Genomic DNA, 22707 nt, shown 5'->3' on the forward strand with positions numbered 1-22707 from the left:
ACTCACCAAAAGAACAACTAGTGGAATGATATACGGCTTGAAAATCAAACTAATTTTTCCTCGGAAAAATTAATTCTTTAATATGAAAAAGGAGGTCATTGATGATGAAAATCGAAATGGCTGAATTATTTAGCAAGGAACACACTAGCGCAGTGAAATTGCGTAAACAAGTCTTAGGTGGAAAAATTGACTGGGACAATGAAAAGAATTTACACGTTTTTGTCGCAATCGAAAACGATGAGGTTGTCGGAACAGCTGCGATCCAACTGTATCCCTTTGGTATCGCACGTGTCCGTCAAGTGGCAGTAGCACCAGAATATCAGGGCCAGCACATTGGTGATCAACTGATGAACAGCTTAGAAGAATTTGCCCAAGAGCATGGACATTTGCGCATCATTCTAACAGAACGTAAAACAGCCCAATTGTTTTATATGAAACGTGATTACCAGCGAATGTTGTTTTCATTTAAAAAGCATGAAATTGAATTTTTATGGATGATGAAGACATTGCCAACAGTAGAAGTTCCCGTTTTTTCTGAAAACTAGTCGAACAATTGTCCGCCTCTCAGTGTTATGAAAAAGGAGGAAATCTGTTATGAAGGAGTTATTTGATCCGAGAAGAAAAGAAAACGAACCAAAGAAGCATACAGGCAAGGAATTTGAAAAAATTCGTGTCGAATTAGAAGCTAAATCACGCCTCTTCACCACGACACTTGGAATAGTGAATTATCAAAAGTATCACGAATTATACGATTTGAATTAATAAAAAAGTTTTGAGAGAACACACATGTGTCCTTCTCAAAACTTTTTTACGTTAGAGAATCTGTAGCAAAAAAACGATACCAACAACGCCAACTACGATGCTAAAAAGCACGATGACCACCCGTTTAACCAGGTTGTTCTGGATTGAACGGGAGCTGGTAATTCCTAGAATGGAAAAGATCCCCATCAAAGCAATCAACACATTACAAAAGAACGGATAGTAGCTAAAGGGTAAAGGTGTATAAATCGCGACAAAAGGAAATAAACATAAGACCCCCAAAAGAGACAGAATTGTGAAGCTGATAAATAGCAATGACCGGGCCTTTTTATTTTTGATCAGAAGCGCCGAGGCCGTTCCACCAAAAAATACTGATTAGAATCGAAGATAACCCAAATAAAAGTATCGGAAGAATAATCCCACAAAGAATGAGGGGAAATAGAATCAATACGACATGAAACATAGGACGACTCCTTTCACAAGTACGCTGATCAACCACTCCATTCATCTTGTTTAAATAAGATGAACGGATAACAGACATTTCCTACTATCATTATCTGTGAAAAAGGCTTTGAAAACAACCATTGATAGGCCATTTGTATCGTTCGAGATTGGAAGTCATCACTTTTTAAAATTTCAAAATCAAAACAGCGAAGACTTTTTCAAGGAAAAAGAATTCGCTGATTTTGATTATCGGGCATGAAACGCTTTGTGCAGTAGCTGAGAAATGAGAATGATCACAATTATCCCGAAAATGGCCGAGAGCAAGGAGTTTTGTCCAAATAACAGCCAGAGACTTATGGCGATGATTTCTAATCCAAAGATCACGTACTTCATTTTCAGCTCACTTTCTTTTTGTAAAGAATAGTTGTTAGAGCGTGAAAACGTCAATTGGTTTGCTTCTGCATATGCGAATGGGGGGGGTGTATTTATTATCTACAGTCTAAATGCTGAAGACTTCTTACCTTCTAAAATCTACTGCACTGCCTCTAGCATGACATCCATCTGATCAGGCTCTACATTGCCGGCATAGTTAGGGGTAATAAGGGATAATCCGCCATTTTTATTATTGATCAGATACATCACATTGTTTTGATCTTGTCCGCCGGTACCTGAAAGATGCTGGGTTAGGGTGATTTGAGTGTTTACTTTGACTGTGCGAATGCCGCTTCCGTCCTGAGAGAAAACACGGATTTCCTTTGTTGGAATCGTATCAACTTGGGCCGCAAATTGATCTCCAGAATTCGATTGACGACTAGCAAAGGTTACAGTCGTTCCGCCATTGTTTTGCAAAGTGATTGAAGGAGGAACGTTTACTCCCCGTAAATTAAAGGTAGCAGGGCTACTGAATTGAGTGACATCCACTGCATAGGGAGCTGCTTGATTAACCGCTGCACTTTCTGATGAGTCGGTACTGCTAGAAGAGGCCTCTGTGCTGCTAGAGCTTTGTGAGGATTCACTTGAGTTGCTGACCGAACTTGCTGATGATTTGGAAGAGGACGCACTGATACTGCTCTTTTTAGTGACTGATGATTCAGAGACTTTAACTTCCTTATTGTTGTCTTTTTTGTTATTGCAGCCTGCCAGAAATAGAACGCAAATAACGGCAATAGTAGCGATAGAACTTAATTTTTTTAACATGTTCTCCGTCCTTTTGAAAAATTTTTTCCTAAAATGCGATGTTTTTTTATGAATGACCTATATAGGATAAAAGAACGATTCATTCTTTGAACTATAATATATGAAAACCATCACAAATTTGGATAACTATTATTTTATAGTAAATAGATCAGAAAATACATAGTCATTAATCTGCATAATAGCAATGAATAATGAGCATTTTACGTATGTTATTTACGAGAGAAACAATCTCATCAGTAAAAGGTAAGCAAATAACCACTGCAATCAAAAATCGCAGGGGAGAATCTTTCTTCCCAGTTTAGATCATCTACACCCGTCCTTTATTCAACCTATCTTGCAGCACCTTCACACAATCGGATACTGGGCTAATCAGGCCATCTCGTTTTGTGCCCATTCTTTTTTGCAATGCTAGACAGGTGACAGGACCAAAGTTTCCGTCTACGGGCACACGTAAATAAGCTTGGAGCGCGCGAATCATGTTCGAGCCGCCTGAACCATACTGAACGGATGGAATAAACTGATTTGCAGGGTTTTTGATTTGACCGCTGATATTTCCATCTTTGATAGCGCAATTCAGCACTTCCTGTAAACGTCGAGTGGTGGCGGGACCCCAAGAGCCATCAATCGCTAGGATTCGTTGTTGACTGCTATTTTCACTTTGACCAACAATGCTCGCCTGATTTACGCGAAAATAACGAACTGGTAGGCCTGAATAATCGCCCATCCAGCCAATTGCTTTAGTAACAGCGATGTTTTGACAGCCTTTGGAGTAGGTACAATGCAGTGCATCGCCATTGATATTTCCTAAGAACCAGCCGCAATGTCCAGCTGATCCTAGCGAGGCACCTTCATGACCTGCGACCCATAAATCCCCTCGTCGGACTTCTTGCCGGGTGATTTCCTTAAGTAAAGTCCCGTTCAATCCAAAGAGCGTTTCTGTATTGCCGATGGCGGTATGTTTAGGTAAAAGGCCAGCTGCGATCAGTGAACGGAAAACAAAGCTGGAGCAATCCATGGCACCTGCTCCAAGACGATTCGACATGGAATAACAGATTTTTCCGCGCAAAGCCAAGCCATACTGTAAGGCTGCTTCCGTATTTGGCATTGGATCACCTCTTTTATTCTAATATTTTTATTCGTAGACAGCTTGACATTTTTAACGTTTTTAGCTGTAATTTTCCTACGCATGATTGAGTAGAAAGTGCTCGGGATTTAGTTATCGTTAGGGTCTTCCTTATTTCGACTCCTTCGCCTGAACATCCGCTGGAACAGACCTTCTTTTTCAATAGAATCTTTTGTTGGTTCTGCTGTATGTGGTGTAGGGTACTCCGCTGATTGAACGGAATCTAAGTGATGCTCCATTGATTGATTTTCATGCTGTTCTTCTAAAAAGACTTTATCGGTAAGAACCACTGTTGGAAAGGCGGCTGGTTCCTGTTTGTTTGCTGCGTTAAAAAAGCTGACTGGTTCATTAGCTTGTTCTATTTCAGGATCGTGTTCCGGATCAAAAAGCACTTCTTCTTCATAAATGCGGACTTTTGCTGTGACAACAGAATCAAATAGTTTTACGCCGTCTTGTTCAAAAATATCTAGTGTTGTTAATAGTTCGCAAGCTTCTTTGATTTCTGGTGCTGACAGATTTAGGTCTAGGCCTTTGTAGGTCCAGTCATGGGTGCCGCCGTTGCTTTTCCCAAATGTTGCGACTAAATCTCGGGTTATTTTTTCATTTCCTTTCTCTCATTTTTTCTGCGTAGGTTATTCTTATCAGGTTTCGGTTGTTTCAGTTTCTTCAGGTCGGACAATTGAGATTAGTGAACGAACGATGGACACGGTCTTTTGACCAAAGTTACGTAATGGAAAAACTCTCAAGTTTAATTGTTTCCACTCGGATTCCATAAAATAATCCTCAAAGTAATAGAAAAATCGCTTCATGGTGCGAGTGGCCTTGGTATTCATAAACAGATAGCGGACGAGATCCTTTAAAATGTGGGCAAACTCCTGCGCACCTAGTTTGAATCTTACCCGTAAAGCTAAAATATATTTGATAGTCAGGCTGCTATTCTGTGTTTCTTGGTACTGTTCCATGATGCGCTTTTCTAATGTTTCTGGTTTTAACGAAAATAGTTTTTGATGCGACAAAAGCTGCTCATTCATTTTTTTCTCCTCCTGTGTTCTCTATTTAATGAAGAAGGGCGAGAGCATCGCACCTTCTCCAAATAGTCTCTCTAAAAAATAGTGATCTCGGTAATTTTGACATATTTCGCGCTTTCAACTGTGTCGAATAAATCAGCGCCGTCTTTATGAAATAGCTTTACCTTCGTTAGACGTTGCAACAAGTCTTTGACCTCAACCGCTGATTTATTTGGATCTGGATTATTGAGGCTCCAGGTTTGACGTTTACCTAAGCTGGTTCTAAATACTGTGACAAGTTTAAACATGTATATTTTCCTCCTTATTATTTGGTATATCGTGATTGACTAGTTAAGATAACGCCGTCTAGGGCGCTGCCTGCTGGTGAAAGTTCTGTCAGGATCGCGCCTAATTCCAGAACCGCCTCTTCGGTTGGTTCATCGATGACATTTGGAAAACTGACTTTTTTTGGCTTGTCTTCCCCTGAATCAATCTGTACCTGCAATTTGTTGCCGAGTTTTTGGATCATTTTACTTCCTCCATATTTCGATATTTTGTGTTCCGGCCGGTGACTTAACGATAAAGGCCAAACACAAACTTGGTCAAAACCGGCAAAATTACATTTGGGGGTCAAAATTGCACGTTTTTGCTCCCTTTTCTAGACGGAATCGCATAAGAAGGGGATTGCGTTAAAAAAATACTCCGAAAAACGTGCAATTTTCAGGGGCAAATGCAATTTTGCCCACTTTGACACATTTTTCATTTTAGGCATTGGAGAAGAATATTGTATTGATCGCTTTTCTGCACGGAAAATCTTTCGAAAAAAATTTCCTTTTTTTGTTCTGCTTAGTATTTTCTTAATAATTTACAAACAAAAATCAGCTGAACAGAAAACAGGAATTTATTCCGTCGATAGATTTAGGATGGCTAATAAAGTTTGATAAACGCTGGAATTAAAAATTTTTTCCAATTATAATGAGTAACTATCAGGTAACCTGTGAATAAGTGAACAGGTTGCGGTGTATGGGATTATAAAAATGAGGCTTAATTAGAGCCTTATAAACAGGTTTTTTAGAATGGAGATATGAAATGAGGAAGATCGTTTTTTTAGATATCGATGGAACACTGTGCAATGATAGTGGCGTCGTGCCAGCTAGTGCTGAGAACGCAATTAAGCAGGCACATCAAAATGGGCATCGCTTCTTTTTATGTACGGGGCGTTCAAAAGCAGAAATACCAGCGGAGGTCCTGGATTTACCTATCAACGGGATTATCGGAGCTGGCGGGGGCTACTGCGAGGTCGACGGAGAGGTGATTCTTCATCGAGTGTTTGATTCCGCGGAGTTAAGAAAACTTATCGGCTTCTTAGAAGAGCACGGTGTGGAATACTATCTTGAGTCCAATCAGGGCTTGTTCGCGAGTGCGAATTTGCGGAGTTGTTTAGTCAAGCTGACGTTGAATGGATTAGCGGAAAATTCAGTAGAAGGGAAAGCAAAAATAAACGAGATCAAATGGTTTTTAGATCTTTTGATTGAAGATCCATCGCGCATCGATTATGAAGATGTTAACAAGCTTTCCTTTGTCAATCATGCGATACCATATGAAACCATCCACAAAAAATACAATGGTGATTTCCACATGCTGCGAAGCACCGTTCCCGCCTTTGGAGCAGACAGCGGTGAGATCGGAATAAAAAATATCAACAAAAAAACCGCAATCGAAAAATTGCTGGCGCATATCGGACAGGAGAAAGAAGATTGCTTAGCTTTTGGCGATGGTGAGAATGATATTCCAATGTTTGAAGCAGTCGCAACCGGTATCGCCATGTCAAATGCCAGTGAGCGTCTAAAAGTAGTGGCTGATGAAATCACGTATAGCTCAGATGAGGACGGGATTGCTTATATGTTGGAGAAAATGGGGCTTGTATGATTGGTTCCATATAATAAAAGACCGATTCTCAATGCTGAGGATCGGTCTTATTAGTTAAAATTTATTGGTAAATGCATGCCGGCTTCTCAAGATAGGGTCATTCGTGCACCGATTATCTGTGAAACAGAATCTTTTAAGTTTTCAAAATCACTTGATTCATCGGTAGCGATTGACACAACGAGATCGATTCCGTCTTGTAGATCAAACTGAATTGAATAGCCGTTAAGCTGCAGAAAAATATCCACTGCCATCATCGCTGTACGTTTATTTGCATTATGAAAAGGATGTTTTTTAATCAGATTGATCATTAGGATGGCTGCTTTTTCCTCGATAGTTACATAAAGTTCACGACCGAATACGTGTTGAGCAGGTTGATTTACGGCCATCTCTAAAGCATTTATGTCTTTGATTCCCAACTGCTCATCCGGTGAATAATTAACAATTTGAAATGCGTTGATTTTTGAAATATCTTCTGCCCTTAAATAGTTAATCGTCATCTATCTACCAGTTCTTTATAGAGTTCATCGTGCTTCTGAACGGACTTCGCAATCATCATTTCCAATTTTTTTTGATGCTCGTCCTTTACTTCTTTTTTTGCAAAAGCCTCCTTAAGCTTCTCTTCATCAACGTAAACAATATCTGATTCACTCGCTCCGATACTCTCCAAAAATTCTTTTGAGAGAGTAACGACAACTGAATTTCCTATTTTTCGAAGTTTTCTTTCTTGAATCGCCATCATAAGTACCACCTTTCGTATATCTCGTATATCCAGTATATCATGACGGATGAAAGACATCAATTTGACTAATTATTTTTAAGTGAAAGTCTGATAACGTGATTCACAACACCTGTCCATCCATAGTAAACTAAAATTCTAGAAGTATGATGCTAAACCAAATCGTAAATAAAGGAGAAAAAATGAAAGAAATCTATCAAGCTGCCTATAAATACTCGATCTACAATAAAGAATTATTAAAAAAATCCGGCTTATGTGGTTGTTTCTATTGCTGCTTGCTTTTTCAATATGAACGTATCAACGAATGGATTGATGGTGATCCCGATTTGACCGCATTGTGTCCTAATTGTGGCATTGATTCGGTCATTCCGCGAAGTGAACACTACTTGTTATCGGTAGAATTTTTAGAAGAGATGCGAGCTGTTTGGTTTTGGACGGTTAATTAGCTACCTATTGCAAATTGAATGATCAAAGCAACAAACAGTATTGATTTGTCAGTAGAGCGTGAAAATAGGAGGAATAATGACAGTAAAATTTGATTTTAAAAAGCAAAAGATCCGTGGCTGGAAGCGTCGGCTAAGGGATGTTGAGTATTGGGTAATGAACAACAAAGACATTGATTTAGGGTGGTTAGAAGAAAGAAACATGAACTATTCAAAACTTTGGATCCACCCGTTTTTTTCTCTCAAAGAGTACACTCTACCAAATTGGTACAAGCGCCTATTAATTCAGGCATTGCTCGATGTTTATCATTCTTGGGAAACTGCTTTACAGGAAATTGGTGAACCTTACTATTTAAAAATCTGGATTTTCAAAAAAGATTTTATGCGATCACAGGTAGTCGCCAGTTATCGTGATTCGTTACATAATTACGATAACCTGTTTTCGGAAGTGAAGGAGGTCGTGACTTTACCATCAGAAATGAAAGTCGAGCCAGCTGACCAGTTGATCTGGAATCAAGGGATTTTCCTTGTACCTTGGTCAAAACAAGAAATGCTCGAGGACTTAAAGGCTGAGCTGATGACTTTAAAGGAAATCACTCAAATCATAGACTCTGCCTACACTATCGAAGAAAATTCGGATGATACGTTTTATTATGTTGAAGACGATACGGTTTGGATTGGTGGATAGAGCTTATTTTTAGAAAAACATCCGCAAGTTCCTACATGATATAATAATAAAAATGAAGTATAGAGGAGGTATTTGCCATGGTGACACCCTATATCTTATTCGACAAGCAATGCGAAGAGGCGATGCAGTTTTATGAAAGGGTTTTTTCTGGGGAAAAGAAGAATATTCTTAGATACAACGACTACGTCCCAGATGGTGTGGAAGAAGATGTCAGTAATTACGTCCTGCATGGTGAGCTGGAGATTTTTGGCACGCCGTTTACCTTTGCGGATGAAGTGGCTAAGCCAGTTGTTTCCGGCAATAATCTGCACTTGACGATCAATCCACATGAGCTGAAGGAAGCGACCGAGATGTTTAATGAGCTGAAAGAGAGCGGCGAGGTCTTTCTTCCGCCAACCGAAACCTTTTATAGTCCGTTCCATGCATCCGTTATGGATAAGTATGGCATCGTGTGGAATATTATTGTTGTTTAAGTATGTTTTATAGAAGAAGCTTCCCACTCACGTCGTAATGATTGGAGTTGTGGGAGGTTTTTTTGTATTTACACGAAAAGTACATCATTATCTTTTTATAGAGTAAGAGTTCATTCGCAGATTAATTGCAAAATTTTAGTCTTATTTTCTGCAACAAGTAAACGAGATGTTGTAGCGACTTGTTGCAGGGAAATGTAATAGTCAATCTCAAAAAGCCCATCTATAATGAAGCCATGATCATGATAACGCTATCAAAAAGATTAAGGCCTTTATTCTAGATAGTAAGGAAGTGTTTTTCATCATGCTTACAAAAAGACAAAAAGAATTGTTGGAGTTGTTGGCCCAGCAAAGCGACTTTCAAACAGTGGAGTATTTTGCAAGCAAGCTGGGGGTTTCAAAACGAACCACTCACAGCGAATTAAGGATTATTGAAGATTATCTCCAGAGCTCGGGAGAATATCTTGAAAAAAAGCGTGGCGTTGGTATCGCGATAAAGCGTTTCAAAGAAGTCGAAGCGATCGAGGAAAAAAAAGAAGCCAGTGATATCTATAATACCTTCAATCGAAGAGTCGAAATCATGAATATTCTGCTATTTAAAGAAAAGGTAGTCAGCTTCAATCATTTATCAGATAGCTTTATGGTTAGTAAAACTTCTATTATCAAGGATTTTGAATTTATCATGAAAATTCTGAATGTTGGCTCTAGGATTAAGTTATGCAGCGATATTCATGGAACGTCATTAATAGGAAGCGAAGAAGATATCCAGAAAGCCTTATTACAGTTCAATCGTTATTTACTAAATAATTCTGAACTGTATGACGAAGATTTCGCTGAAAAGATCAAATTACTTGATACGTATTATGGTGAGAGCTTGATCAATGTTTGCTCAAATATTTTGTATACGTATATCCGAGAAAATGTGAACGCTATCTCTGATTATTACGTACAGAATATCTTGAATATTTTTATTATCTTGGTTTTCAGAATCGCTAAAGGGCATCATATTGAAGAGTTGAAAAGAACAGATGCCAGTGAAACAACGATTTTCTTTGAAGAAAGTGCGGTTCGAATGCTGCATAAGGCGGCTTTGCGATTGGAGCTTACTTATACCAATGAAGATGTCCATTACTTATCACTACAGCTCATTTCAAATCGTTTTGAACCGTTACCGGAAGAAGAGGTCGATGAAGTGATCGTCGAGCGGCTGCTTTCAAGAGTATCCGCGGCGTTAAATATCAATTTTGCCAGTGACCAGAAGCTGGAAGAGCAATTGAAAAACCACATTCCACCAATGATCTATCGATTACGCTCAAACAATAAAACAGAAAATCCGTTTACTTCGCAAATTAAGAATGAATTCTCTTTGACCTTCAATGTCATTTGGGTGGTCTTAAGTGAGTATGAGCAGGAATTAGGTATCAGCTTTAATGAAGATGAAATTGCGTTTTTAACGATGTATTTTCAAGCCGCGATTGAACGGGCACGGATGAATCGGAAAATTTTGATCGTTTGTCAAATGGGGATTGCGACTTCGGAGCTGTTAATCAATCGAATAAAAAATGTTTTGCCCTCATTGGATACTTTTGAGGTGGCTTCGGTCGCAGAATTAGAACAGATGCCTCTTAACGAGTATGACTTGATTATTTCTACGATCAAAGTGGATATTCCGAAAAAGCAAGTCATCTTGGTCTCGCCGTTTTTGACCAAGGAAGATATTGAACGAATCAAACAGTCTGATCTTTTACCAAAGGCTGAAAATAACGTGTTGAAGCTTGTACGAGCCCATCATCTGATGAAATTTGTCGATAAGGATTTTGTCTTTGTAAACACTGATTTTTCTTCTAAGGAAGAGCTGATCGAACAAGTCGGCGAGGTCCTGATTGAAAATGGGTTTGTGACTCAGCAATTTATTCAAACAGTCCAGGAGCGTGAAGAGATGGGCGGCACGGATCTTCCAACAGGGACAGCTGTCCCTCATGGCAATTCAATCTGTGTCAATCAAACAATCATCGTTCTAGTTAAAAACAAAAAGAAATTCAAATGGAATAAATATTATGTTGATCTGGTGTTTTTGATTTGTATCGCGAAGCAGGATACCTTCCAAACGCGGAATATTTTAGCCGATATTTATAACATCATCGATAGCAATGAACAATTAAAACAATTACGCGAGGCAACGACAAATGATGTGTTGTTTAGAAAACTTGGGAGTGAGTAAGATGGAGAAAGTGCAGGAAAACAGCAAAGGTGTTATTACAACTGATTTAATTTTTTTAGATAGTGATTTAGACAATCAAGAAGAAGCAATCCAACACATCGTTGATACGGCAGAGTTTGTCGGATACGTAGAAGATGCAGATACCTTGTTTCAAGCAGTGATGAAACGGGAGGATGAAGTACCCACCGCGATCGGTTATGATATCGCGATTCCTCATGGAAAAACAGAAGCGGTGTTGAAGCCTTTCATTGCTTTTTTACGAGTGAAGCAACCCTTTCAGTGGGCGAAAGAAAATGAAGAAATGGTTCGTTTGGTCTTTTTGATCGGTGTGCCGCAAAACAGCGAAAGCAAGATGCATCTAAAATTTATCTCGCAATTAAGTAAGAAATTACTGGATGATGACTTTAGAAATAAATTATTGAAGGAAACAGACAAGCATAAAATATATGAACAATTAAGTTCCATTGAAATTTAAAAAATGGTATACGAAATGAACACAGATACGTTAAGGAGGAATACAAAATGAAAATAGTAGCAGTTACAGCATGTCCGACAGGGATTGCGCATACCTATATGGCACAAGAGGCGATTGAAAAAGAATGCAAAAAACGCGGACATGAGGTCCAAGTAGAAACACAAGGCAGTATGGGAATTGAAAATGAATTAGAACAAGAAGACATTGATCAAGCGGACGTATTGATCTTGGCGGTGGCCATCGATGTAGAAGATGGCGAACGTTTTGAAGAAAAGATCGATTCTGGCAAATCGTTATCAGTGGAGCCAGGGGATATGATCAAATATCCTGCCAAGTACATTGATGAAGCAGAAAAATTATAAAAAGGGAGACTTAAAAAAATGAAAAAAGAGAAAAAGTTCGTTAAAGACTTACAAAAAGCCTTTAATACTGGGGTTTCTTTCATGTTGCCATCAGTCGTTGTTGGAGGTATCTTCTTAGCCGTCGCTTTAGCTACCGGTAAGGCGACTGATGCTGGGATGGAAATCACCAGTCCCTTCATGCAAAACCTGAATGATTTGGGTGCGGCAGGTTTTGCGATGATGATTCCTTTGCTTTCAGGTTATATCGCGAATTCATTAGCGGGTAAACCAGGGTTAGTACCAGGGATGATCTTAGGTTTTGTGGCGAATAATCCGATCGGTGCAGGTCAAGTCAAGACAGGCTTCCTTGGTGCGATGATAATGGGTGTGGCCGCTGGTTACTTTGTTCGCTGGTGTAAAACCTGGAAGGTGCCATCAACAATCAAAACAATCATGCCGATCTTGATTGTACCGGTAGTGACGACCTTTGTACTGGGTATGTTCTATATTTACGTTATCTCTGTGCCGATCGGCGTAGCGATGGATTGGTTAGTTGAAGTTCTTGGACAAATGCAAGGCGGAAGCGCACTTATTCTAGGCTTGATCTTAGGTGCTATGACGGCGGTCGATATGGGTGGACCGATCAATAAAACAGCGACCGCATTTACATTAGCCTTGATGGCCGAAGGCGTATACGGGCCAAATGGCGCGCATCGTATCGCTTGTGCGATCCCGCCATTGGCAATGGCAATCTCGACATTTGTTGATCGGAAAAAATATACCGCCGAAGATAAAGACTTGGGAATTTCGGCATTCTTCATGTCCCTGATCGGTATCACAGAAGGCGCGATTCCATTTGCGGCAAAAGACATCAAACGGGTCCTGCCAGCCATCATTATCGGGAGTGCAGTCGGCGGCGCCATGGGTATGGCGACTGGTGTAGAAGCGTTAGTTCCTCATGGCGGATTTATTATCCTGCCGGTCGTGAACGGTAAATTATGGTATGCACTTTCCATCATCGTTGGTGCAGTAATCTCAGCAGGGATTCTGCATTTCACGAAACCAAGTTTAGTTGATGAAAAAAGTCAGGAAAAAAAGTCTGATGCAACTGAACAGGCGGAAGTAGCGAAGTAAAAAGGTGTTTATAATGAAGCGATAAAGCAAGATGGAGTTTAATATCCTCTTGCTTTTTTAGTGTAAATATCATTATAAAAATAACAGATAAACAGAATAGAGAGCTCTAATCAATTGCAACAAGTTCCAACCGATTCTGCAACAAGTAACGGCGCTGATGCATTGACTTGTTGCAAACAAATGTAATATTCACGCCTGCATTTCCACCTTATACTTTAAGTGTGATAAGAAACATGGACTCAAATTTAATTACACGAAATGGAGATGTCAAGGAATGGAAAAGCTACCGATTAAAACAGTCGTAGAAGGGTTACTTGATTTACAGGCAACAGGGAAAAGTGCTACTTTACTAGGAATTGGACCGATGTCAAAAAACTGTGTCCAAGCGACACTGGAGCTATCAAAAGATGATGATTATCCTGTAATGTTTATTGCCAGCCGGAATCAAGTGGATGCAGATGAATTGGGCGGCGGCTATGTAAATGGTTGGAATCAATTTACCTTTGCTAAAGCGGTGGAAGAAGTCGCGGCAGAAATCAACTATGACAATCTATACTACTTATGTCGAGATCACGGCGGGCCTTGGCAGCGTGATAAAGAACGCAACGACCATCTGCCAACTGAAAAAGCGATGGAATTAGGGAAAAAATCATACGTTGCCGATATTGAAGCCGGCTTTGATTTATTGATGATCGATCCAACCAAAGATCCGTTCGAAGTTGGGAAAGTCATTCCATTAGATACTGTATTGGAACGGACAGTGGATTTGATTGAATTTTGTGAACAAGAACGTAAAGCGCGGAATTTACCAGAGATCGGCTATGAAGTTGGAACCGAAGAAACCAATGGCGGCTTAACTTCAACAGAAACCTACGAAACATTTATTCTTAAATTGAAGGAAGAGTTAGAAAAACGCGGATTGCCAATGCCGACCTTCATTGTTGGACAGACAGGAACGTTGACCCGTAAAACTGAACAAGTCGGAACCTTCAACTTTAAAAACGCCTATGATTTAGCCCAAATGGCAAAGAAATACGGCGTTGGATTGAAGGAACACAACGGCGATTACTTAGATGATGTGACACTGCTAGAACATATTCCTTCAGCAATCACTGCAACAAATGTGGCACCGCAATACGGTACGGAAGAAACTCGGGCGTACTTGAATCTGGCGGCAGTCGAAGCAAAATTAGTGGAATATGGTTTAGTCAAGGACGCTTCAAACACACGGGATGTTTTATTAGAACACGCGATCAAGAGCGAACGCTGGAGAAAATGGATGGTCGGTGAGCAAAAAGAATTAACCGTCGATCAAATCATGGAACAAAATGACGCCGAACTTCAAGCGGAAATCCTAGACATTGCCGGTCACTATACCTTCAATGACGATGAAGTAAAAGCCGAAATCGAAAAAATGTACAAGAACTTGAAGGCGCATAATATCGATGGCCAACGTTATGTAGTCGATCATATCAAACGTCCGATTCGTGACTATGCAGAGTGTTATAACCTAAATGGTGTAACAACACGCATTAAGAATAGCGTCAAATAGATAGACGATTAGGAGTGTAAGTAATAATTAACCCCTTTGAAGCAAGGGTTCATGGAATTACAGTTAAAAATTACAATTAATCGGAACGAGCACTATTTAAGAGTGTTTCGTTCCTTTTTTAGTGAAGAGTATCGGCAGTTCTAATTGCTTTAGCAAGCTTAGAAGAATAACAGGCGTACGAGAATTCTTCTAAAATTTTACGTCGGAAAAATGCAAATTATAAATTTCACTATTCAATCCTCTTATGTCACACATATATTCAAAAACAAATAGGAGAGCAAGCTTCCTCTAAAGAAAGTTTTGTTATCCTTAATTTAGCATGGAGCTAACTTTTGAAATTTTCTTTCTTCTTTTGAACAGTGTAATAAACAAGAACAACTACCCCACCAACAAGCGAAGTGCCTGCTAATACCCAGTAGGCGATTTTCAAGTTCAATGCATTATTGATGGCACCGACTATAACAGGAAAAAGCGTCATACCAATCGCGTAGATTGCCTGAAAGAAGCCCATAGCGCTTGATTTTTTATTGAGTTCTATGCCTTCCATGGCTTCAGAAGTGAGTAATGAGAATAGGATTCCAGTACCGACACCGGGAATGAGTTGTAAAAGATAAAAAACTGGCAGGGCATTTACCAATGGAACAGTAAAACAGTAAAGTGCCAGCAGTCCAAACGATGTGAACGTTAGCCATTTTCTGCGCTGAGAATTTAGAGAGATATCTGAACCAATTCGAGAAAAGAAAACTGCTGATAACATGTAAGTGATTGAGGAGAGTCCAACTTGAAAATCAGTCGCACCTTGTTCTTTGAGTAATTGATTTGTAAAGGACATAGTTGTAGACATTTGGATTCCTTGTTGAATGAGAGCTAAAAAAGAGAATAGAATTAATTTTGGCTGCTTGCCAACAGCTAGTAGCTCTTTTACATTAACGGCTATCTCAATGTTTGTGTCTGTTTTTTTTAGTTTTAATGAAATAACAAAACCAGAGAAACCTCCTAAGACACTCAATAAACAAATATTCGTCATGCCAATATGATTATATAATAGGCTGCTCGTAATAAAACCAATCAGCATGCCAATATTATTCGTCATGATAATTTTTCCAGTTGCTGCGGTTTGCATTTGGTTATCATGGAGACTAAGGTAGTAAACCATGAAAGAAATCCAAGTAGCACTGGCAAAGCCTGAGAAAACATTACCTAATAAAAAACCAGTGCCGCTTTGAAAAAAGATGCGAAATAAGGAAGCAACTCCCGCACACAAAGTGCCCAATGAAATAAATAAACGGTGGTTCGGCCGCAAATCAGCCAAGATACCCACAGGCAGGCGTAATGCCAACTGAGAAATGCCGTAAGAGCCAACAATCACGCCGATGAAACTCGTAGATACATTGATTGCTGCTAAGTAAGGAGTCTGGTAAGGGATATAAACATATTGGGCAAACCAAAATAACGCGACTATTATTAATAATATTTTTTGTTCTTGTTTTTTTATGATGAACACACCCTTCGTGATTTAAAAATTCAAGGACAAGCATAACGTAAAATGAGAAAAAAATGCAAATAAAATTTTTATTTTGAATTCGCTTGCATTTGAAAAAATCACATGCTATAGTGTGGATGTAAATTTAATAACCGCGTTCGTTTGACGCGTTACTGGTAATGCAGGCGAGATCAAGTGTACGTAAATGATATCCATGGCTCATGGTGTTATTTATGTATATTTGATCTTTTTTTTGTTAAAAAACGCGGACCTTTGGCCAAGGGAAATCGAAGATCACAAAAAATAAATTTTTGGAGGATTAAAAAATGGATAACCACGATGTGGCACAACGAATTTTAGAAGAGGTCGGCGGGAAAGAAAATATTTCCAGCTTGACCCATTGTTTTACTCGTTTGCGCTTTGTGCTAAAGGACAAAAGCAAAGCAAATAAAGAAGTCATTTCAAATTTAGAAGGGGTCATCCAAGTCGTTGAAGCAAGCGGGCAGTTTCAAATCGTCTTAGGGAATAAAGTTGAAAAGATCTATGATGAACTGATGCCGATGGTGGGTGAGTTAGAGGAAACGAACAATGATAATGGCGAAAAGATTGGAATTGGGACGAAAATTTTAAATACAGTAGCCGCAATCTTTACACCAACGGTTCCAGCAATCGCAGCCTCAGGTATGTTAAAAGGGATCTTAGCCGTCGCAGCATTGATTGGGCTGAATATGTATGGTGTCGATATTAAAACATACAATACGTACATCATTTTAAACGCAGCTTCTGATGCACTCTTTTATTTTATGCCGATTATTTTAGCACGTTCAGCTGCGAAAGTTTTCAAAACCAACGATTACATTGCCATGATTTTAGGAGCGACGCTTTGTTATCCGGCAATTGTTGATTTAATGACCGGTGAGAATCCAGTGACTTTATTCGGTATCGGAATTACACAAGCAAATTATGTATCGTCCGTTGTGCCGATTATTATTGCTGTTTTTGTTTTGGCATACGTAGAGGGCTTCGTCAAAAAAATCATGCCGGAAGTATTAAAAGTCATCATGGTTCCAACGTTGTCGTTATTGGTGATGGTGCCGGCAACCTTAATGATTTTTGGTCCAATTGGTATTTATTTTGGTAATGTAGTGAACTGGGCGTACTACTATATCATGGGGTTGAGCCCAATCTTATTAGGCGCCTTCATTGGTGGAATCTGGTGTGTGTTGGTTATCTTTGGTGCGCATCGGGCGATTATTCCGATCGGGATCAACGATGTAGCCAAAACCGGGCGTCAAAATTTACTAGCTTTTGCTGGAGCAGCTAATTTTTCTCAAGCTGGAGCAGCTTTAGGGGTATTTTTGAAAACGAAAAATAAAAACTTAAAAACAGTCGCAGCTTCAGCAACGGTAACTGCGTTGTTCGGAATCACTGAACCGGCAATTTATGGCGCCAATTTACGTCTGAAAAAACCAATGATTTATGCCGTGATCAGCGGTGCGCTGGGCGGAGCATTGATGGGCTGGGGAGGCTCTTATGGAAATGCGTTTGCTAACCAAGGAGTGTTGACGATCCCAGTATACGCAGAGGCAGGAACGAAAGCCTTTGTTTGCTACCTGTTAGGATGTTTAATTGCGTTTGGCGGTGCTTGTATTATGACGGTTGTTTTAGGGTTTAAAGATCTTCCAGAGGAAAATGCAAAGAAGGTTCAGGAAACATTGACGGATGCGGTGAAGGAAGCGATTAACGATGATTTGGTATTTGAGGACAGTGATTTAGTCGTAGATTCACCGGTAGAAGGTCGGACAATTTCCTTAGCGGACGTTCCAGATGAAGTCTTTGCTTCTGGAGCAATGGGCAAAGGAATCGCCGTGTATCCAAGCAAAGGTGAGATCGTAGCGCCAATGGATGCAACGGTCAGTGTACTTTATCCAACCATGCACGCCATCGGCTTAACATTAGATAATGGTGTTGAGATGTTGATTCATATTGGAATTGATACAGTGAATTTGGATGGGAAATTCTTTGAAAAGCATGCGAATGTTGGAGAGCATTTGACTAAAGGACAGCGAATCGTTTCCTTCGATATGCAAGGGATTGAAGCTGCGGGATATGACTTAACGACATCAGTAATTATTACGAATTCGAATAATTATGTAGCGATTGGTTCAACCAAAGATAATCATATTGAAACAAACAGCAACTTATTATTTTTGCTGACGAATTCAGCAATTTAAACAACCCAAGAAGTGCAGATGAGTTGTATTCTGATAAACATCATGTATTCGAAAAAGTATGAAGGAGCTAAAATTATATGAAAAAATTCGATGAAAACTTTTGGTGGGGAGCTTCTTCCTCAGCCTTTCAAATAGAAGGAGCTTGGGACGAGGACGGCAAAGGGGAATCTGTTGCTGACCACAATTCATTTACCCGTTCTGCTCAGCAGGCGGACACAAAAGTAGCGAGTGATTTTTATCACCATTATGAAGAAGATATCAAGCTGATGAAAGAATTAGGATTAAAAACGTATCGCTTCTCACTTTCATGGGCGCGTATTATTCCAGATGGAGACGGTGAAGTGAATGAACGAGGAATAGCCTTCTATAATAAGGTCATCGATTGCTTGATTGAAAATGAGATTATTCCTTTTGTGACCTTATATCATTTTGATTTACCTTATGCGCTTGCTGTAAAGTATAATGGATGGGAAGCACGAGCTTGTGTGGATGCTTTTAGACGATATGCCCAAGTATGCTACCAAGCGTTTGGTGATCGAGTGAAGCACTGGCAAGTGAATAATGAACAAAACTTGATGATTCGCGTGGACGAACGAATGAATATGTACGATGTGAAGCCAGAGGACCGAGAACGTGTTCGGGCGCAAATGGATTATCACATGTTTGTGGCTCATGCCCATGCGACGAATGATTGCCATGAAATGATTCCAGGCAGCAGCATCGGACCAGCAGTTTCATCAACGATGACCTATCCGGCTTCCAACAAGCCGATGGATATTTGGGCAGCGAAAATGAATGATAATTTTAAAACAAATTATGCGTTGGAAATGTATTGCTTCGGACAATATCCTGGCTATTATCAAACTTATTTAGAAAAGGCGGGCATTGCACCAGTTACACTACCGGAAGATAAAACGATTCTTAAAGCGGCAAAACCAGATTTTATTGCGCTGAATTACTATCGGACACTCGTAGCTAGCTATTTGCCAGCTGATGAAACGCACCCATTCGGAACCCGGGAAAAAGATGTTGACTTTGATCTGTATGGATATTTCCGAGTGGAGAAAAACCAACATTTAATCGCTACAGAATACGGTGCACAAATTGATCCAATGGGGTTACGGCTGGTCCTGAATGAGTATTATCGTCAATTCCGATTACCGTTGATTATTACTGAAAATGGATTAGGGACAGCGGATGTGTTGACTGAGGATGGAAAAATTCATGACCAATATCGAATTGATTATCTTCGCGATCACATCGCGGCTTGTTGTGATGCGATTCAAGACGGAGTTGAATTATTCGGTTATTGTCCGTGGTCAGTGATGGACATATTAAGTTCCCATCAAGGCTTTAAAAAGCGTTATGGATTTATTTATGTAAATAGAGCGGATCACGATTTAAAGGATTTAAGACGAATTCCTAAGGATAGTTTTTATTGGTATCAAAACGTGATTCAAAATCACGGGCTGACAGATTAGAGAAAAGATAAGGCGGTGAGCCAATGCAGGTGCTAAAAGTGATGAATAATTCTCTCGTTTTAGCCTTAGACGAAGCAGGGACTGAATGCATTTTAATGGGAAAGGGCATTGGGTATAACAAAGCGATCGGTCATGAAATCCAAGACGATGAAATCGAAAAGGTGTTTATTTTAACAGATAACAAAATGCTAACCAACTTTGTCCAATTAGCCAGCACCCTGGATGATACCTATATAAACTTGGTGAAAAAGATTATCGATCATGCCGCTACCAGCTATCAAATAGAGGTAAAAGACTACCTCTATTTGTCTTTATCCGATCATATCTCATTCGTCGTAAAGCGTCTCAAGGAGGGAAACGTAGGTGAAAACTTCAATTATCCTGATGTGATGCTCTACCACAAAAATGAATATCGTATCGGCAGGTATGCAGTGGATTTAATAAACAAAGAGCTTCAAATTCAACTACCAGATAGTGAAGCTACAGCCATTGGACTTCATTTTGTTAACGCCAAGCTGGAATCCTCCTCCCATCAGAGAGATCAGAGTATTACCAAGCTGATGAATAATTTTGAAAAAATCGTTCAAAGAATCGTAGGCGGAAAAATAAACCGTGATACCTTTACTTATTCTCGCTTTTTGACTCATCCAAATTATTTCAGTGAACGAGTCTATGAGGGAAATCTCTTTCCTGATGAGGATAAGGAAGAACTGTACCAAACGTTAGCCGTAAAAATGACCAATGAAGTTGCTATTATCAGAGCCTTTGAAATTTTTATCTCTAAGGAATACGGCTTGGATATCACAAAACAAGAGAAAATCTATTTACTCGTCCATCTTCATCGAATTGTGGAGGAACAGGAACGAGAAAGGGAAAAAAGTATTTGAAATAACTAAATGGATTGTTTGGGAAAAATCGTTGATCAATTCTAGATCAGAGAAACAAATTAATCGTGGTTCAACTATCGAAAGTGGTAGTTGAACCACGATTTTCTGTATTTTTATAGTGAAACATTTCCGTCAAGTAAATGATCTTCCCCAACAAAGTCAGTTCATATTGCAAAGTTTTAGCTGGGGCACTTAGGAAACGACAATCAAATGAAATACTAAAGATAATTCCATTCAGAATAATCTTGAATAGAATTATTCTGAATGGAATAAATATTATGCACTAATGGATAATGATATACATGTTCTCACAATGGTCAATTAGATCATAAATCTCATTCCAATCTGTCTTCTTAAGATAATCCATGGTATCTTCTAAGGAACTTAGAATAGTTGACTTGGAAGCAAAGGTCAATTTTTGCGGGAACTGGTGAAATGAGTAAACGCTATGGGTTTATTTATGTGGATAGTGATGACCAAGGAAAGTGGTCGTTAAAACGCAGCAAGAAGAAATCATTTGACTGGTATAAGCAGGTGATAGCAAGTAATGGAGAAAATTTAAAATAACGGTTTAATGATCTGTTTTTCTAGAGATTATGATTGATATTTTTTGTTATTTTAAAATTATTCTGTTGACGACTCAAAAAAAGAATAGTAGTATTTTTTGTGAATTGAATAGTATTCTTCGGGGCAGGGTGTAATTCCCGACCGACGGTGACAAGGCGTGCCTTGAAGTCCGTGACCCGCATTTTTGCGGTTGATCCAGTGTGAGTCTGGAACCGACAGTTAAAGTCTGGATGGGAGAAGAAAAACTTATCAGAAGTATGATGGGGAAGGTCTATCCTTTTTTCATTATGGTTTCTTTGAGTTTATCTGTTACGGCCTCGTGTATGTGCTTACACGAGGCCTTTTTTTGGCAGTTTTTCTTCCTGCTTCAGCAGGTTAGAAAAATGCTATGCGTAACGAGAATAGAATTATTTTTCCCGTTTTTTGAAAAAAATAATACGATAAAGCGAAATAGCTGTTTGGAAAGGAGGAATTTGTATGCATGAAACATTTATGCGGCTTGCGATCAAGGAAGCGTTAAAGGGCAAAGGCAAAACCTTTACGAATCCTTTAGTTGGCGCAGTGATTGTCAAAGATGATCAGGTTATTGCCAAAGGCGCGCACTTAGCTTATGGCCAGCCTCATGCTGAAAAAAATGCGCTGACATCATGTGAAACTCCCGAAAAACTATTAAATTCAACACTCTATGTCACGCTGGAACCGTGTCATCACTATGGCAAGCAGCCGCCATGTACCCAAGCGATTCTGGAAAGTGGGATCAAACGGGTAGTCATCGGACAACTTGATCCGAATCCCCTCGTGGCAGGAAAGGGAAAACAGTATTTAGAAGAGCAAGGGCTTGAGGTGATTACAGGGGTTTTAGAGGAAGAAGTTCGAAGGTTAAATCGCCATTACAATTTTTATCATGAGCAGCAACGGCCGTTTATCACATTGAAGCAGGCCATGACCTTAGATGGGAAAATTGCGTTAGCTGGTCAAAGAACACCCTTAACAGGAGAAGAAGCATTGAAACGAGTCCGCAAAGAACGGGGGCATTATCAAGCGATTTTGATTGGAAGTCAAACCGCTTTGATTGACAATCCAACCTTAGGGACGACTGACGAAGATAAATTTCCTCCTTACCGAGTGGTCTTGGATCGAAAAGGGGAAGTATTGGCACATAAAGAACTCGTACTTTTTCAAGCTGACAGCAGTCCGGTGCTCATTTTCACCGAAAGGGATGATGAGATTCCTCTGCCTGAGCATGTCGAAGTCATTCGAAATCAGGTTCTTTCCCTGTCTTTTGTCGTGACAGAATTAACCAAAAGAAACATTCAATCCCTTTATGTTGAAGGCGGAGCTATCATCCATGATGCCTTTTTAGCAAGCGGCTATTGGGATGAGCTGGTTACCTATCTTGCGCCGAAAATTATTGGCGGGAATGGCACAGCTAGTTTTACCGGCGCACGCTTAGTGGAGCAGGTAACAGCACTAAGCGGTGTATCAATTGAACAATTGGGATCAGACATTCGAATCGTCGGAAGGAGAGTGTAGCAG

Annotated in this window: 24 protein-coding genes, 2 pseudogenes and 1 riboswitch; of the genes and pseudogenes, 16 read left to right on the forward strand and 10 right to left on the reverse strand. The window is 39.6% G+C overall.

Annotated elements, in window-relative coordinates:
- Positions 1–101 precede the first annotated feature (101 nt).
- The gene (locus OMU_RS05245; RefSeq protein ID WP_227132299.1) at positions 102–545 is read left to right on the forward strand and encodes a GNAT family N-acetyltransferase; all 444 of its coding nucleotides are present in this window, start codon (positions 102–104) and stop codon (positions 543–545) included.
- Positions 546–594: 49 nt separating this feature from the next.
- A complete protein-coding gene (locus tag OMU_RS23335; RefSeq protein ID WP_016178929.1) occupies positions 595–762 on the forward strand; it encodes a hypothetical protein in 168 nt (55 codons plus the stop codon).
- Positions 763–1734: 972 nt separating this feature from the next.
- Here the strand turns inward: OMU_RS23335 and OMU_RS05255 are convergent.
- The 7 genes and pseudogenes from OMU_RS05255 to OMU_RS05280 all read right to left on the reverse strand — a co-directional run bounded on the left by OMU_RS05255 (position 1735) and on the right by OMU_RS05280 (position 5059).
- The gene (locus OMU_RS05255) at positions 1735–2400 is read right to left on the reverse strand and encodes a hypothetical protein (protein WP_016178930.1); all 666 of its coding nucleotides are present in this window, start codon (positions 2398–2400) and stop codon (positions 1735–1737) included.
- A gap of 307 nt (positions 2401–2707) precedes the next feature.
- On the reverse strand, positions 2708–3505 hold the full coding sequence (locus OMU_RS05260; protein ID WP_016178931.1) for a C40 family peptidase: 798 nt from the start codon (positions 3503–3505) through the stop codon (positions 2708–2710).
- 107 nt (positions 3506–3612) lie between these two features.
- Positions 3613–3915, reverse strand: coding sequence for a hypothetical protein (locus OMU_RS23685; RefSeq protein WP_051122612.1), 303 nt, complete (start codon positions 3913–3915; stop codon positions 3613–3615).
- 6 nt (positions 3916–3921) lie between these two features.
- Positions 3922–4119 (reverse strand): annotated as a pseudogene (locus tag OMU_RS24145) (DUF2922 family protein); the annotation flags it as partial.
- Between the two features lie 45 nt (positions 4120–4164).
- Positions 4165–4554, reverse strand: coding sequence for a hypothetical protein (locus OMU_RS05270; RefSeq protein WP_016178932.1), 390 nt, complete (start codon positions 4552–4554; stop codon positions 4165–4167).
- 71 nt (positions 4555–4625) lie between these two features.
- Entirely contained in the window at positions 4626–4838 is a 213-nt protein-coding gene (locus OMU_RS05275; RefSeq protein WP_016178933.1) for a DUF2922 family protein, read from the reverse strand.
- A 17-nt stretch (positions 4839–4855) separates the two neighbouring features.
- Positions 4856–5059: a DUF1659 domain-containing protein gene (locus OMU_RS05280; protein WP_016178934.1), complete on the reverse strand. Its 204-nt coding sequence runs from the start codon at positions 5057–5059 to the stop codon at positions 4856–4858.
- A 560-nt stretch (positions 5060–5619) separates the two neighbouring features.
- Here OMU_RS05280 and OMU_RS05285 point away from each other — a divergent pair.
- Positions 5620–6459, forward strand: coding sequence for a Cof-type HAD-IIB family hydrolase (locus tag OMU_RS05285; protein WP_016178935.1), 840 nt, complete (start codon positions 5620–5622; stop codon positions 6457–6459).
- Positions 6460–6545: 86 nt separating this feature from the next.
- On the opposite strand, the gene OMU_RS05290 is transcribed toward OMU_RS05285, so the two are convergent.
- Together OMU_RS05290 and OMU_RS05295 are read right to left on the reverse strand one after the other, a co-directional pair.
- Entirely contained in the window at positions 6546–6956 is a 411-nt protein-coding gene (locus OMU_RS05290; RefSeq protein ID WP_016178936.1) for a type II toxin-antitoxin system death-on-curing family toxin, read from the reverse strand.
- On the reverse strand, positions 6953–7195 hold the full coding sequence (locus OMU_RS05295; RefSeq protein WP_034875762.1) for an AbrB/MazE/SpoVT family DNA-binding domain-containing protein: 243 nt from the start codon (positions 7193–7195) through the stop codon (positions 6953–6955). The genes OMU_RS05290 and OMU_RS05295 overlap by 4 nt, the downstream gene beginning before the upstream one ends.
- Before the next feature lie 182 nt (positions 7196–7377).
- Between OMU_RS05295 and OMU_RS05300 the strand changes: the two genes are divergently transcribed.
- The 8 genes from OMU_RS05300 to OMU_RS05335 all read left to right on the forward strand — a co-directional run bounded on the left by OMU_RS05300 (position 7378) and on the right by OMU_RS05335 (position 14519).
- Positions 7378–7641, forward strand: a complete 264-nt coding sequence (locus OMU_RS05300) for a hypothetical protein (RefSeq protein WP_016178938.1) — start codon at positions 7378–7380, stop codon at positions 7639–7641.
- Positions 7642–7717: 76 nt separating this feature from the next.
- The gene (locus OMU_RS05305) at positions 7718–8326 is read left to right on the forward strand and encodes a hypothetical protein (protein ID WP_016178939.1); all 609 of its coding nucleotides are present in this window, start codon (positions 7718–7720) and stop codon (positions 8324–8326) included.
- Positions 8327–8403: 77 nt separating this feature from the next.
- Positions 8404–8799, forward strand: a complete 396-nt coding sequence (locus OMU_RS05310) for a VOC family protein (RefSeq protein ID WP_016178940.1) — start codon at positions 8404–8406, stop codon at positions 8797–8799.
- Between the two features lie 301 nt (positions 8800–9100).
- Positions 9101–11017 (forward strand): BglG family transcription antiterminator, encoded by a 1917-nt coding sequence (locus tag OMU_RS05315; protein WP_016178941.1) that lies wholly within the window; start codon positions 9101–9103, stop codon positions 11015–11017.
- Positions 10983–11492: a PTS sugar transporter subunit IIA gene (locus tag OMU_RS05320; protein ID WP_016178942.1), complete on the forward strand. Its 510-nt coding sequence runs from the start codon at positions 10983–10985 to the stop codon at positions 11490–11492. The genes OMU_RS05315 and OMU_RS05320 overlap by 35 nt, the downstream gene beginning before the upstream one ends.
- 47 nt (positions 11493–11539) lie before the next feature.
- Positions 11540–11854 carry a PTS fructose transporter subunit IIB gene (locus tag OMU_RS05325; protein ID WP_016178943.1) on the forward strand — a complete coding sequence of 105 codons (315 nt, stop codon included), beginning with the start codon at positions 11540–11542 and terminating at the stop codon, positions 11852–11854.
- 18 nt (positions 11855–11872) lie between these two features.
- Positions 11873–12967, forward strand: a complete 1095-nt coding sequence (locus OMU_RS05330) for a PTS fructose transporter subunit IIC (RefSeq protein WP_016178944.1) — start codon at positions 11873–11875, stop codon at positions 12965–12967.
- 274 nt (positions 12968–13241) lie between these two features.
- On the forward strand, positions 13242–14519 hold the full coding sequence (locus OMU_RS05335) for a class II D-tagatose-bisphosphate aldolase non-catalytic subunit (RefSeq protein WP_016178945.1): 1278 nt from the start codon (positions 13242–13244) through the stop codon (positions 14517–14519).
- Between the two features lie 325 nt (positions 14520–14844).
- On the opposite strand, the gene OMU_RS05340 is transcribed toward OMU_RS05335, so the two are convergent.
- Entirely contained in the window at positions 14845–16023 is a 1179-nt protein-coding gene (locus tag OMU_RS05340; protein WP_016178946.1) for an MFS transporter, read from the reverse strand.
- Between the two features lie 305 nt (positions 16024–16328).
- Here OMU_RS05340 and OMU_RS05345 point away from each other — a divergent pair, with 305 nt between their 5' ends.
- The 5 genes and pseudogenes from OMU_RS05345 to ribD all read left to right on the forward strand — a co-directional run bounded on the left by OMU_RS05345 (position 16329) and on the right by ribD (position 22704).
- Positions 16329–18236 (forward strand): beta-glucoside-specific PTS transporter subunit IIABC, encoded by a 1908-nt coding sequence (locus tag OMU_RS05345; protein WP_016178947.1) that lies wholly within the window; start codon positions 16329–16331, stop codon positions 18234–18236.
- A 77-nt stretch (positions 18237–18313) separates the two neighbouring features.
- Complete coding sequence (locus tag OMU_RS05350) at positions 18314–19717, forward strand: glycoside hydrolase family 1 protein (RefSeq protein ID WP_016178948.1); 1404 nt, start codon at positions 18314–18316, stop codon at positions 19715–19717.
- Positions 19718–19740: 23 nt separating this feature from the next.
- The gene (locus OMU_RS05355) at positions 19741–20604 is read left to right on the forward strand and encodes a PRD domain-containing protein (RefSeq protein WP_016178949.1); all 864 of its coding nucleotides are present in this window, start codon (positions 19741–19743) and stop codon (positions 20602–20604) included.
- A 414-nt stretch (positions 20605–21018) separates the two neighbouring features.
- Positions 21019–21171, forward strand: a pseudogene (locus tag OMU_RS22815) (family 1 glycosylhydrolase); the annotation flags it as partial.
- 110 nt (positions 21172–21281) lie between these two features.
- Positions 21282–21417, forward strand: a riboswitch (FMN riboswitch).
- 231 nt (positions 21418–21648) lie between these two features.
- Positions 21649–22704, forward strand: a complete 1056-nt coding sequence (gene ribD, locus OMU_RS05360) for a bifunctional diaminohydroxyphosphoribosylaminopyrimidine deaminase/5-amino-6-(5-phosphoribosylamino)uracil reductase RibD (RefSeq protein ID WP_016178951.1) — start codon at positions 21649–21651, stop codon at positions 22702–22704.
- Positions 22705–22707: the final 3 nt, after the last annotated feature.

The organism is Enterococcus avium ATCC 14025, assembly GCF_000406965.1.
GTDB classification, from domain to species: Bacteria; Bacillota; Bacilli; order Lactobacillales; family Enterococcaceae; genus Enterococcus_A; species Enterococcus_A avium.